General features: G+C 63.2%; 12 protein-coding genes and 1 pseudogene. 6 read left to right on the top strand and 7 right to left on the bottom strand.

Annotated features, from left to right (window positions below):
* Positions 1-131: 131 nt before the first annotated feature.
* Positions 132-572, bottom strand: a complete 441-nt coding sequence (locus tag G432_RS20010) for a DUF934 domain-containing protein (RefSeq protein ID WP_015449296.1) — start codon at positions 570-572, stop codon at positions 132-134.
* Positions 565-2,199, bottom strand: a complete 1,635-nt coding sequence (locus G432_RS20005; RefSeq protein ID WP_015449295.1) for a nitrite/sulfite reductase — start codon at positions 2,197-2,199, stop codon at positions 565-567. The genes G432_RS20010 and G432_RS20005 overlap by 8 nt, the downstream gene beginning before the upstream one ends.
* A gap of 225 nt (positions 2,200-2,424) precedes the next feature.
* Between G432_RS20005 and G432_RS20000 the strand changes: the two genes are divergently transcribed.
* Entirely contained in the window at positions 2,425-2,868 is a 444-nt protein-coding gene (locus tag G432_RS20000) for an Rrf2 family transcriptional regulator (protein ID WP_008828736.1), read from the top strand.
* A gap of 28 nt (positions 2,869-2,896) precedes the next feature.
* On the opposite strand, the gene G432_RS19995 is transcribed toward G432_RS20000, so the two are convergent.
* Entirely contained in the window at positions 2,897-3,382 is a 486-nt protein-coding gene (locus G432_RS19995) for a DUF6306 domain-containing protein (RefSeq protein ID WP_015449294.1), read from the bottom strand.
* Positions 3,379-4,227 carry a LysR family transcriptional regulator gene (locus G432_RS19990; RefSeq protein ID WP_015449293.1) on the bottom strand — a complete coding sequence of 283 codons (849 nt, stop codon included), beginning with the start codon at positions 4,225-4,227 and terminating at the stop codon, positions 3,379-3,381. The genes G432_RS19995 and G432_RS19990 overlap by 4 nt, the downstream gene beginning before the upstream one ends.
* Positions 4,228-4,291: 64 nt before the next feature.
* Between G432_RS19990 and G432_RS23440 the strand changes: the two genes are divergently transcribed.
* Entirely contained in the window at positions 4,292-4,741 is a 450-nt protein-coding gene (locus G432_RS23440; RefSeq protein ID WP_144062186.1) for a hypothetical protein, read from the top strand.
* Here the strand turns inward: G432_RS23440 and G432_RS19985 are convergent, their stop codons facing one another.
* Positions 4,742-5,311 carry a recombinase family protein gene (locus tag G432_RS19985; protein ID WP_011607925.1) on the bottom strand — a complete coding sequence of 190 codons (570 nt, stop codon included), beginning with the start codon at positions 5,309-5,311 and terminating at the stop codon, positions 4,742-4,744.
* 140 nt (positions 5,312-5,451) lie between these two features.
* Between G432_RS19985 and G432_RS19980 the strand changes: the two genes are divergently transcribed.
* The 4 genes and pseudogenes from G432_RS19980 to G432_RS19965 all read left to right on the top strand — a co-directional run bounded on the left by G432_RS19980 (position 5,452) and on the right by G432_RS19965 (position 11,547).
* Entirely contained in the window at positions 5,452-8,421 is a 2,970-nt protein-coding gene (locus G432_RS19980) for a Tn3 family transposase (protein ID WP_015449292.1), read from the top strand.
* A gap of 52 nt (positions 8,422-8,473) precedes the next feature.
* Positions 8,474-8,749: pseudogene (locus G432_RS19975) on the top strand (efflux RND transporter permease subunit); the annotation flags it as partial.
* Positions 8,746-10,143 (top strand): efflux transporter outer membrane subunit, encoded by a 1,398-nt coding sequence (locus G432_RS19970; protein ID WP_015449290.1) that lies wholly within the window; start codon positions 8,746-8,748, stop codon positions 10,141-10,143. The pseudogene G432_RS19975 and the gene G432_RS19970, both read left to right, overlap by 4 nt.
* A 222-nt stretch (positions 10,144-10,365) precedes the next feature.
* A complete protein-coding gene (locus G432_RS19965; RefSeq protein WP_015449289.1) occupies positions 10,366-11,547 on the top strand; it encodes a cation:proton antiporter in 1,182 nt (393 codons plus the stop codon).
* 115 nt (positions 11,548-11,662) lie between these two features.
* On the opposite strand, the gene G432_RS19960 is transcribed toward G432_RS19965, so the two are convergent.
* A complete protein-coding gene (locus G432_RS19960) occupies positions 11,663-12,301 on the bottom strand; it encodes a 3-oxoacid CoA-transferase subunit B (RefSeq protein WP_007686450.1) in 639 nt (212 codons plus the stop codon).
* Positions 12,301-13,020 carry a CoA transferase subunit A gene (locus tag G432_RS19955; protein ID WP_007684919.1) on the bottom strand — a complete coding sequence of 240 codons (720 nt, stop codon included), beginning with the start codon at positions 13,018-13,020 and terminating at the stop codon, positions 12,301-12,303. The genes G432_RS19960 and G432_RS19955 overlap by 1 nt, the downstream gene beginning before the upstream one ends.
* Between the last annotated feature and the right edge of the window lie 28 nt (positions 13,021-13,048).

Genomic DNA, 13,048 nt, shown 5'->3' with positions numbered 1-13,048 from the left:
ATATCGTGTTGCGATATATTTACAAGGACCCCGCTCATCACTTCCAGCATTCAAGGCACGATGGTCTGGTTAATATATGGTGCGCGCGCCAAGTGCCGAACTACCGTCCAAACCAGAGGAAGGAACTGCCTTCATTCCGTGGCGAATTGGGGATGCCGCAGCGCCCAAATCGGTACTCGCCCATCTGTCGCGGACTGATAGACGTCAGGGTAGCGGCTCAGCGCAGCATCGACGGCACCCGGATGAAAGGGGGCGTCGGGCTCGAAGCTGTCGAAGCCGCAACGCCGCATAAAGAATACGAGATCAATGAGCACGTCACCGATCGCGCGGATTTCGCCTGTGTAGCCCGCCTCGCGCAATATGCTTGCGCTGGAAAAACCACGCCCGTCGCGAAACCGCGGAAAGGCGATCTCGACGAGCCGCACACGGCCAAGTTCGGGTAACAAGGCGCGGACATCATCGCCCGCCTCGAGAAGCACTGAGGTTGCGTCCTTCTGATTGAGAAACGCATCCAGGGAAACTCCCGGCTCATCCGGTGCCGGATCGTCCCGGAAGCGTAACGGATCACCCATAAATAGCCTCCTTGAACGGATCCATGCCAACGCGGCGATAGCAATCGAGAAAGCGTTCACCTGGCTCGCGAATCTCACGATAGCGTTCGATCGTGCGTTCGACGGCATCGACGATCCCGGTCTCGTCGAAGCCCGGCCCGGTGATCTTGGCCTGCGAAACATCCTTGGCCCCGGACCCGCCAAGCAGCAACTGGTAGTTCTCTGTGCCCTTACGATCGACACCAAGGATACCGATATGGGCCGCGTGATGATGACCGCAGGCGTTGATGCAGCCCGAAATCTTGATCTTGAGTTCGCCGAGGTCGAGCTGACGATCGAGATCGGCAAAGCGCTCTGCGATCTGTTGGGCGACGGGTATCGAACGCGCGTTGGCCAGGCTGCAATAATCGAGTCCGGGACAAGCGATGATGTCCGTGACGAGGCCGAGATTGACGCTTGCCAGCCCCGCCGCGTCCAGCGCCTGCCAGACCGCATGGAGATCCCGCTTGCGCACATGGGGCAGCACGAGATTCTGGACATGCGTCGAGCGCAGGTCATCGAAGCTGTAGCGTTCGGCAAGGTCGGCCACGAGCTCCATCTGCTCGGCTGAAATGTCGCCGGTTATACCCCCGTCGGGTTTGAGGCTGATATTGACGATGGCATAACCGGGCGCCTTATGTGCGGCGACCTGGCGATCGACCCATAGCGCGAAGTCGGGATCGGAGCGGTCGAGCTCCTCGGAAAGCCCGGTCTCGAACGGCGGCGGGTCAAAATGGGCGGCAATCCTGTCATACTCGGCCTGCGGAAAATCCCGGCCCAGCGTCAGGATGTGCTCGAACTCCATCTCCACCTGACGGCGGAACTCTTCTTCCCCCAGTTCATGAACAAGGATCTTCATCCTCTGCTTGTGGATGTTGTCGCGCCGCGCATGCCGGTTCCACACCCGCAGGATCGCCTGGATATAGGAAAAGATCTGGCCTGCCGGACAGAACGTCCTGATCGGGAAAGCGATAATCGGCGTGCGCCCCATACCGCCGCCAGCATAGACCTCGAACCCCTGCTCACCGCTCTCGTTCTTGATGATGCGCAGTGCACAGTCGTGCCAGCGCAGCGCGGCACGGTCTTCCTGCGCGGCGATCACTGCGATCTTGAACTTGCGCGGCAGATAACTGAATTCTGGATGGAACGTCGTGGCCTGGCGGATCAGTTCGGCCCAGGGCCGCGGATCGCATATCTCGTCGGGAGCAGCTCCAGCATAATGATCCGCCGACAGGTTGCGAATGCTCTCGCCGCTCGTCTGGATGGCGTGCATTTCCACCGTCGCGAGCTCAGCGAGGATGTCGGGCGCATCCGCCAGTTTGATCCAGTTATATTGGATGTTCTGTCGTGTCGTGAAATGACCGTAGCCTCGGTCATATTTGCGCGCGATATGCGCCAGCTTGCGCATTTGCCGCGAATTGAGCGTGCCGTAAGGCACCGCTACGCGCAGCATATAAGCGTGCAGTTGCAGGTAGAGCCCATTCTTGAGCCGCAGAGGCTTGAACTGGTCTTCGCTGAGATGGCCTTCGATCCGACGGCGCGTCTGGTCGCGAAACTCTTCGACCCGGGCATCGACCATGGCCTGATCATACTCGTCGTATTTGTACATATCAGCCTCTCACGCCCAAGGGGACATCAGGATGGCATCACGAGCACTCATGCACAAAATGACTTTTAATGCAGCGATCCATCAAAATAATTGCTCGATAAGGCCGGTCGCTGCAGGCCAACAACCATGGGCCGATCGTTGCAAGCCGGCTCGAGGGCGATCCCGACCTTAACATGTCTGTGACATACAGGTATGGTGTTGCAGATTGGTTCTCGGGAGTTCTGCGTGCGGCTGACACGCTACACGGATTATTCACTGCGGGTCTTGATTCACCTGGCCCTTCACGAAGAGCGCCTGTGTTCGATCGGCGAAATCGCGCGGGCTTATGATGTCTCCCACAATCACCTGATGAAGGTCGTCAACGCCCTGGCGCACGACGGCTTCATCGAAACCGTTCGCGGTCGCGCCGGCGGCATGCGTCTCGCCCGACCAGCGGATGAGATCACCGTCGGCGAGGTCGTCCGCCGCACCGAGGAAGGCTTCCAACTCGCAGATTGTTCCGGGTGTGCGCTGTCTCCCGCATGTGGACTGACCGGCGTGCTGGCGCAAGGCATGCAGGCGATGATGGCGGTATTCGATACCTACCGGATTTCCGATCTCCTGTCCGATCGTGAGGCCATGAAGCGGCTGATTAACCGCCAATCACCGCTCGGCGTCGGCATGGACTAAATGATACAGCTGCGGATTTCCGCGCAGGTCAATGCTCCGCTTCAAGATGCGCTGCGGCGCGATCGATGTTGACCCGATGGCTCTCGAGCATCTCGCGAAGATCGGCATGCAATGCCTCGTCACGAACCCTAGGGGTCAGAGATTCCAGTTTGCGAACCACCCAGGCTTGTCCGCGGTTGAGAAAGGCGAGCCTTTCAAGCGGATCAGGGATTGCCAACGCCTTCTTGTAAAAGGCGCCGGTCTTGCGTGAGGGCGCTGCGCCCAATCGCCTGATCTGCCTCGAGAGCATCGCGCACCAACGTGCTTCGTCGGCACGGACCGATCGCATCAGTTCGGCGTAGTCGGGATCGTTCGCCGACTTGGTGCTGGCGAGCGCGACGCGGGCGCCGGCCCGTTCGGCTTCCAGCAGTTCGTGGAGCGCCGCGAGGATCTCCTCGCGACCGGCAAAGCCCATGTAAATGTCATCGGCTTCGCTGGCGTAACAAACGAGCGAGGATGGTTCGTTCACGGTCATGCTGTAATCGCCGCGGCCGCCTTGAGGCCGGCACGAATGCGGTCCATCACGCCCGGGTCGGCCTTTGTGCTGTGGACGACATAGGCCGAGTACGAAAATTCAGGACTTCCAGGGACGAGAGTGAGGCGGCCTTCCTCGAGATAGGAGCGGATGAAGCCTTTGCGAAAATAGCCGCTACCCCCTGTCGCCAGGATATAATCGAGCGCGAGCGGACCATAGCTTATCGAAACGACGGCGTTAGGCTGATCCGGGAAAGCGGCGTGATAGCTCCCGGCAAACTCCTCACCCCAATCGATCTGAACATGATCTTCCGGTGCGAGAGGGCTGCTGGTTGGCGTGGTCCGCACCAGGACCAACTTTTCCTCGAACAAGAGTTCGGCGATGATCCCCGGACGGCTCGGCGCGGCATAGAGCACCGCCATATCGAGTGAGCCATCCTGGACCTGCTCCATCAGGCGTTCGGATGTGTCGATATGGGTGCTTACCGCGATTTCCGGACATTCCCGACGCATCCAGAGCAGCCAGTGCCGCAGCAAGGGACTCCACAGACTGAGCTCGGCGCCGACCGTTACCACGGTCTCCCGTCCCGGCGGGAGCGCGACGGCGCGGCGCGCCCGATCCCAGACCTGCACCATGGTGGTTGCAAAGCGCAGAAACTGCTCGCCCGCCGGTGTCAGCTTCGCACCTGCCTTGTTGCGGATGAATACTGGCCGATCGAGCAGGTCCTCAAGCACCCGGATGCGGGCACTGACTGCGGTCTGCGTGAGGTGAAGGTTCGACGCAGCGTTCACAAAACTGCCGGTTTTGACGACTTCCAAGAATGTGCGCGCAACATTGATATCCATAAGCCATCATCCTTGCGCTCAATGCGCAATAATATTCATTTGCTTGCTTCATGGTAGCGGGCCGATGATGGGATCACAAGGCAAGACCCGTGTGATCGACCCTGGACAGGCCCCAACAACCATAAGGCGTCCAACGGTTTGGGCGAACTTTCAGATGAAACCTTTAGGCCGCTTCACGCCCGAACCGCCGCCGCCGCGGGCCGAAATCTGGAAAGTCAGCATAGCGCTGGCGTTGCTGGTTTTAGGGATAGGCATAGCACTTTTCAGTTTTTACGACGCTGGTGCGATCAGTGACGATGTCTTCGTTGCCGTGGTGGTCTTCGTGATCGCGGTTTGTATCGGTGTGATCCTCTCTCTCGATTGGGAACAAACGGCACATCGCCGAGTGCGTCAGCCCTGGCAGGAAGTGCCCCCTCCGTTTGACTTCATTGGAGGGCATAGCGTGGAAAGTACGCTAAACAACGCTAAGCGAGAACGCATGGCGAACGCTCGATGCGAACGGACGGGCGCTTAATCAGGCGGGCCGTTCGATTCCCATCCTACGCATTTCGCGATAAATGGTCGATCGGCCGATGCCGAGTTGCCGCGCTGCTTCGGTAGGCGAGATACGAGCTTCGACCAGCTTGATGGCCGCATCCACTTTGGACATGTCCAGCGGCTGACGGCCAGGCTGTTTGCCCTTAGCACGGGCGGCGGCAATACCATCTCTGGTTCGCTCAGAAATCAGCCGTCGCTCAAAATGGGCGATGGCCCCAAACACATGGAAGATGAGCTCGCCGGCAGCTGACGAAGTGTCGATCTTTTCTTCAAGGCTCAGGAGCGCGATGCCCTGACCGCGTAGCGTCTCAACCGTGGTGAGAAGTTCGGCAAGCGAGCGCCCAAGCCGATCGAGGCGGACCACCGCCAGCGTGTCACCCTTGCGGGCATAGGCGATTAGCTCAGCCAGACCGGGCCGTTCCATGCTCTTACCTGAAATGACATCGGTGAAGATTTTGATGGCGCCAGCCTTCTCCAGACGCATGGTCTGGCCCGCAACGTCCTGATCGCCGGTGCTGACGCGGGCATAGCCCAGAATATCACCCATGCCGCACGTCTCCCAAACGGTCGTTCTGTGGACGATCTGAAGGGCGATCGCTTCGCCCCATCCATATCCGTCCACATACTATGTCTCTTTACTCATGGCTGTCCATAGGCCCAGATGACCTTTTGTGGACGGGAATCGGAATGACGAAGCGTAAGCATCAACTCCTGACCGAGAGCGAACGCGATCAGATCCTCGCCATCCCGAGCGAGCGCGACCATCTAGCCCGGCTCTACACCTTCGAGCCTTCGGACATCGAGATCATCGGCGCACGACGGGAGCGACGGAACCAGTTGGGTGTCGCGCTGCAACTCGCGCTCTTGCGGCACCCGGGCATCACACTGGCGCAGTTGATACAGGACAAGGGAGCGATACCCCATGATCTCGCCGCCTTCGTCGCGGAACAACTTGGTCTACACGTAACCGACCTGGCCAACTATGCAGCGCGGGATCAGACGATGACGGACCATGCCCGCGAGCTGGCGATGCGAGCGGGCCTTCGTGGACCAACCCGCGCCGACATTCCCTTCATGATCGAAGCGGCCGCGAAAACGGCATGGGCGACCGACAAGGGGATGACGATAGCGATCGGCGTTGTCACCGCCCTTCGCGAGGCCCGGATTCTACTGCCGTCCATCTCCACCATCGAACGCGCCAGTAGTGCGGGACGCGCGCGTGCCCGCAAGCAGGCTGCCTACGCCCTGATCGCTGATCTTAGCGCCGAACAGGTCCACGCCCTCGACCAGGTCTTTGACGACGCCGGCGGCATGAGCCAACTCGCTTCGCTCAAGACCATTCCCGTTGCGGCCAGGCCCGATCACATCCGCCAGATTCTCGACCGCCTGCGGCAAGTGCGGAAGATCGGCATCTCCCCGGACGTGGCTGGCCGCATCCATGCCGACCGATTTCGGCAATATGTCAGGGAAGGCCGCGCTTCGCCTGCCTATATGATCGAGCGATATATTCCCTCCCGACGGCGCGCTACGCTGGTTGCGTTCCTGCTCGACCTCGAGGAACGACTGACCGATAACGCCTTGGAGATGGCGGACAAGCTGATCGGCAGCATCTTCACCCGCGCGAAGAACGCCCAGGCGCGCAGCTATGCCACCACGTCAAAGAATGTGGCGCGGCTGATGCTGATCTTTCGCAGGACAATCGACGCATTGACCGATGCGGTCGATACCGGCGAAGATCCAATGGAGGCCCTGGACGCATCGGTCGGGTGGAACACCCTCCTGAAGGCGAGGCCAGAAGTGGCGACAATCGCGGAAACCGCCAACCTTGATCCGCTGACGGTGGCGGCCGACCGCTATGCGACGTTGCGCAAGTTCGCCCCCGACCTGCTTGAGGCGCTCCAGTTCAGGGCCGGAAAGGGCAGTGCAAAAACGATCGCCGCCATCGAGATGCTGCGCGACCTCAACAGGTCGGGCAAACGCGATCTGCCTGCCGACGCTCCGATGCCCTTCCGCAAGGAATGGCGGAAAATCGTCGTGGGCGATGACGGCAAGATCAACCGGCGTCTCTGGGAAATCGCGACGATCGCGCATCTGCGCAACAAGCTGCGTTCCGGGGATGTCTGGGTGGAGCGATCGGCAGGATACCGCCGGTTCGACAGCTACCTGCTCAGCGAACCCCAGGCGAAGCCGATCGTGTCGGCTCTCGGTCTGCCACCCACAGCCGGCGAATGGCTCGAACAGCGGGGCCGCGAACTTGACTGGCGGCTTAAGAAATTTGCCCAGCGCCTGAAGCGCGACGCTCTGGAGGGTGTGCGATATCGCGACGACCGCCTCCAGATATCCCCCGTTCGCACGATCGCGACGCCCGACGCCGAAGCGCTGGCCGACCGGCTCGATGCCATGATGCCACGCATCCGCATCACCGAGCTACTGCATGAGGTGGCGCAGGAAACCGGCTTTCTTGCGGCGTTCACCAACCTGCGTACCGGCGAGCCGTGTCCCAATGAAAACGCGCTGCTCGCCACGATCCTCGCCGATGCGACCAATCTCGGCCTGTCGCGCATGGCGGCGGCGAGTCAGGGCGTCACGCGCGATCAGCTCCTCTGGACCCATGACGCCTATATCCGCGACGACAGCTACCGCGCGGCGCTGGCCCTCCTCATCAACGCGCACCACCGCCTGCCATTCTCACGAGTATGGGGCGACGGCACCACGTCCAGTTCCGATGGCCAGTTCTTCAGGGCCGCGAAGCGCGGCGCGTCGGGCGGCGATATCAACGCCCGCTATGGCGTCGATCATGGCTTCAGCTTCTACACCCATAATTCTGATCAGCGCGCGCCCTACCACGTCAAAGTGATCTCGGCCGCGACGCATGAGGCGCCCTATGTCCTCGACGGCCTCACCAGCCACGGCACCGATCTCAGGATCGTCGAGCATTACACCGACACCGGCGGGGCGACCGATCATGTCTTCGCCCTGTGCGCGATGCTGGGATTTCGCTTCTGCCCGCGCCTGCGCGACTTCCCCGACAGGCGGCTCGCGCCGATCGCGCCGGTCACGGCCTATCCGTCCATCACCCCGCTGTTGGGCAAGCGTATCCGCACCGACATCATCGGTGAGCAATGGGAAGACGTGCTGCGCCTCGTAGGGTCGATCAAGGCCGGCCATGTCGCGCCATCGGTCATGCTGCGAAAGCTCGCTGCCTACGAACGGCAGAACCAGCTCGATGTCGCGCTACAGGAAATCGGCAAGATCGAGCGGACGCTGTTCATGCTGGACTGGCTAGAAAATCCCGATCTGCGCCGGCGATGCCATGCCGGTCTCAACAACAGCGAGCAGCGCCATGCCCTGACGCAGGCGATCTACACATTCCGCCAGGGCCGCATCATCGACCGCAGCCACGAGGCGCAGCAATATCGGGCGTCCGGCCTCAATCTGCTCGTCGCCGCGATCGTCTATTGGAACACGATCTACATGGATGCCGCCGCCCAGCATCTACGATCAACATCGGTCGCGGTGCCTGATGATCTACTCGCCCATACGTCCCCAGTAGGTTGGGAGCATATTGCTTTCTCGGGCGATTTCCTCTGGGATCGAGCAGCCGCTTCCGCTGGCCGCAAGGCCCTCAATCTGCCGCCGGATAGCCGCGCCGCCTAAGCGTTCGCTGATTGTTCGCCCTTAGCGTTGTTTAGCGTACCATCCACGCTATGCCCTCCTTCTCGTCGATTTCACCGAACAGTTGCGGGGGCAGGGGATCGCCATGCGCGAAGCGATCGAGCAGGCGGGCGAGATGCGCTTCCTGCCCGTGCTGCTCACCTCCGTCACGGCGATCGGCGGGCTGCTGCCGCTGGCCATGGGCGGATCGGGGCTGTACGGCCCGATGGCGGTCGCGATCATCGGCGGCCTGATCGCCTCCACCCTGCTGTCGCGGGTGGCGACGCCGGTCGTCTATCTCCTGCTCGCCCGGACGGGAGAAGCGTCGTGACGACGAATCGGTCGCTGGCCGCCCTGATCGGCCTTGCCCTGCTGGGCGGCTGCGCCGCGGGCACGGAGTATCGACGGCCGGCCTTGCCGCTGCCGGCCGCCTTTCACAATGCTCCCCTGATCGTGGAGCCGGGCGGCAGGCCGTGGTGGCGGGATTTCGCCGACCCCATGCTGGACGATCTGGTCGCGCGCGGCCTCAAGGGCGGCTTCGACGTGGAGGCGGCGATGGCGCGGGTCGACCAGGCAAGGGCGGCCGCCGGGTCGGCGCGGGCGGCGCGGATGCCGTCGGGATCGCTGGACGGTTCCGCGGTCCGGACGCGCCAGTCGCTGAGGGCCGGGCTGGGGCAGATCGCCGATTATGTCCCGGATTTCGACCGGACGCAGGACAGTTTCGAACTGGTCGGCGGGGCAAGCTGGGAACTGGACCTTGCCGGCGGGCTGAAGCGCGGGCGGGAAGCGGCCGTCGCGGAACTGGAGGCGGCCGTCGCCGACAGCCAGGCCGTCCGCCTCACCGTGGCGGCGGAGATTGGCGATGCCTATATCCTCCTTCGTTCCGCGCAGCGCAGGCGCTCCATCGCCGTCGATCAGGCGGCGGCGGCGCAGAAGCTGGAAAATATCGTCCGCGCCCGCTTCGTCCATGGCGCGGCTGCCCGTTTCGAACTGGACCAGTCCCGCGCCTCCACCGCCGCGATCAGCGCCGGGATCGCCGAGTTCGACCAGGCGGCGCAGGCGCAGTTGGCGCGGCTGGCGGTGCTGGCCGGCGGCCTGCCGGATTCGGTTGTCCAGGCGCTGGAGAGGCCGGAGCCGGTGCCGGTCGCCGGTTTCGCGGCCATGGGGCTGCCCGCCGATCTGATGCGGCGCAGGCCGGATCTGGTCGCTGCCGAACGGCGCGTTGCTGCCGGCCATGCGCGGCTGGGCGTCGCCCTTGCCGAATATTATCCCAAATTCACCCTGTCGGGCCTGCTGGGTTTTCAGGGCAATGACGCGGGCAGGCTCATTTCCGGCCCGGCGAGCGTGGTGCAGGGCGGGTTGGGCCTGCGCTGGCGGCTTTTCGACTTCGGCCGGGTCGATGCGGAGGTCGCACGGGCGAAGGGCGCGGAGCGGGAGGCCATCGCCCAGTTCCGTAATGCCGCGCTGCGCGCCGCCGAGGATGTCGAACGCGCCGTCGTTGCCTGGCGGACCGCCAGAGAGCGCGAAGCCGTCCATGCCGAAGAGGTCCGGGCCGCGACCGCCGCCTGCGACGCGCTGGATCGCGCCTATCGGGCGGGCCATGTTTCGCTGGCCGAACTGGTCGAGGCGCAGCGCCGTGTTCTCCAGGCGGCCGACGCGCTTGCGCTGGCGCAGGGAGACGCCGCGCGCGCGACGGTTGCCGGATGGCGGGCGTTCGGCGGCTGACGCGGCGGGTCCGGCGGACATCGGGGTGGGCTTCCCCGCAACTCGTCCCATCCGTCCGGAACCAACGGTTGAGTGCCGGTCGTTCATGGGATAAGGGCTTGCCGTCCGCGCACCAACGGATCGACCCTCAGGCGCCGCCGGAGAGAAGGTCGGCAATCAGGAAGCGGGCATCCGCCGCCGCGCCACGATGAGGACATAGAGGGACAAGTGATAGTTTCCATATTGGCCCTGGCTTGTGCCGGCAGCGCACTGGCCGCCGTCGTCGCCCAATGGATGCCCAAGGCCCTCTTGCCCGCGCTGGTGCTGGAAATCGCGTTCGGGATCCTGGTCGGCCCGCATGGCCTGGGATTCCTGTCGCCCGGTCCCTCGATGGAGCTGTTCGCCCAGATCGGGCTTGCCATACCCATGGTGATCGCGGGGCTGGAGGTCGATTTCGGCGCGTTGCTGGCCCGGCCGCAGGGGGCGCAGCGGGCGAGGCCGCTCATCCTGGCCATCCTCATATCGCTGCTGACCCTTGCCATGGCCGGCCTTGGCGCCTGGCTGCTGCTCGACCCGGGGACGCCCCTGGTGCACCTGGCGATCTATGCCGCGATCCTTTCGACCAGCTCGGTCGGCATCGTCGTGCCGATGATACAGGAAAAGGGCATCGCCAGCGACATATACGGGCAGACGATCCTCTCGGCCGCGCTGCTCGTCGACTTCTTCGCGATGATCGCCATTTCCGCCCTGGCCGGGATCGTCGTCAGCGGCAGCGCGCAGGGCGCCTTGGGCAGCCTGGCGCTTGTCGCCATCGCCGTCCCGGCGATCCGGCTGCTGCCCAGGCTGCTGGCGCGGGTGCCCGCGGCGCGGCTGGACAACCGGACCAGCCTGCCTTTCGTCAGGCTCAGCCTGGCGCTGCTGTTCCTGACGGCCTGGCTGGCGGAGATGCTGAATTCGCAACTGGTGCTGGCGGCGTTCCTCGCGGGATTGCTGCTGGGGCAGATCGTTCCGCGCGGCAGCCACCTGCGCGAGCGGCTGGAGGTCATCGGCTATGGCTTCATCGTGCCCTTCTTCTTCATCAATGTCGGCCTGAAATTCGATATTCCCGCGCTGCTGGGATCGCCCAAGACCCTGTGGCTGGTGCCGGGCTTCGTGGCGGTCGCCTTCGCCAACAAGATCATCCCGTCGCTGCTGCTGGTCCCGATCCACGGCCGCAGGAAGGCGATGGCCGCCGGCATATTGCTGAGCGCGCGCATCAGCCTGATCGTCGCGGCGTCCGACATCGCGACCCGGATCGGCGTGCTCGACACCGCGACCAACGCGGCCATGGTGCTGGTCGCGATCATCAGCGCGGCGCTCGCCCCCATCCTGTTCAACATCCTCGCCGCGCCGCACAGGCAGCCGCCGACGCCCGTCCAGGCCTGAACGGGCCTTTTCCTCTTCGGCGCGGACGGGGCAGAGGCAAAAGAAAAGAGAGCGTCTCCGCTTCCTGCGAAAACGCTCTCCCCCCGCTGTTTGGCGGCGCCTGTCTGATTTCGGATCAGGCCGACCGGATCGGGATTCCCGTCCGGGCGCGAACGAAATCGATGTCGAGATCAGACGCCAGTTCCTGCACGATCAATTCGCCGCGGTCCCGATCCAGCACGAACCGGCCGAAGTCGGAAATGATGGCGTCGACGACGCCCGTGCCGGTGAGCGGCAGGGTGCAGCGTTCGACGATCTTGGAATTGCCCGCCTTGTCGCTGTGGCTCATCACCACGACGACGCGCTTCACGCCCGCGACCAGGTCCATCGCGCCGCCCATGCCCTTGATCATCTTGCCCGGCACGGTCCAGTTGGCCAGGTCGCCATTGCCGGCAACCTCCATGGCGCCCAATATGGCAAGGTCGATATGCCCGCCGCGGATCATGGCGAAGCTGTCGGCCGAGCTGAAGAAGCTCGACGTGGGCAAAGTGGTCACCGTCTGCTTGCCCGCGTTGATGAGGTCCGGGTCGACTTCATCCTCATAGGGAAAGGGACCGATGCCCAGCAGGCCGTTCTCCGACTGGAGGACGACCTCTATGTCGGCGGGCACATAATTGGCGACCAGCGTCGGAATGCCGATGCCCAGGTTCACATAAAAGCCGTCCTGCAGCTCGCCGGCGGCGCGGGCCGCCATTTCCTCACGTGTCCAGGGCATCAGGCCTTCTCCTCCGTGCGGGGACGCGTGGTCCGGAATTCGATTCGCTTCTCATAGGACGGTCCCTGGATCACGCGATCGACATAGATGCCCGGCGTGTGGACCTGGTCGGGGTCGAGCGCGCCGGCCGGGACGATCTCCTCCACCTCGGCGATGGTGATCTTGCCGGCGGTCGCCATGTTCGGATTGAAGTTCCGCGCCGTCTTGCGATAGACGAGATTGCCCTCCGGATCGGCTTTCCAGGCCTTCACGATGGAAACGTCGGCCCGCAGCCACGTTTCGCGCACATAGAGCGACCCTTCGAATTCCTCGACGGGCTTGCCCTCCGCGACGACGGTTCCCACGCCGGTCTTCGTGTAGAAGGCCGGAATGCCCGCGCCGCCCGCGCGTATGCGTTCCGCCAGCGTGCCCTGCGGATTGAGCTCCAGTTCGAGCTGGCCCGACAGATAGAGTTCCGCGAACAGCTTGTTCTCCCCGATATAGGAGGAGACCATCTTGCGGATCTGGCCGTTGTTGAGCAGCGTCCAGAGGCCGAAGCCGTCCGCGCCGCAATTGTTGGAGATGACGGTGAGTTCCTTGACGCCGTTCCGCAGCAGGCCGGCGATCAGATGTTCCGGATTGCCCGAAAGCCCGAACCCACCGGACATGATGGTCATCCCGTCGAAGAGAACGCCCTCAAGCGCTGCATCAGCGTCGGGAAATATCTTGCGCTTTGCCATAATAATCCCTATTTGTCCGATTATCGGA

It is taken from the genome of Sphingomonas sp. MM-1, assembly GCF_000347675.2.
In the GTDB taxonomy this organism is placed as follows: domain Bacteria; phylum Pseudomonadota; class Alphaproteobacteria; order Sphingomonadales; family Sphingomonadaceae; genus Sphingomonas_E; species Sphingomonas_E fennica.
Note: the sequence above shows the minus strand (reverse complement) of the source record. Positions and strands in the feature narration are given on the sequence as shown.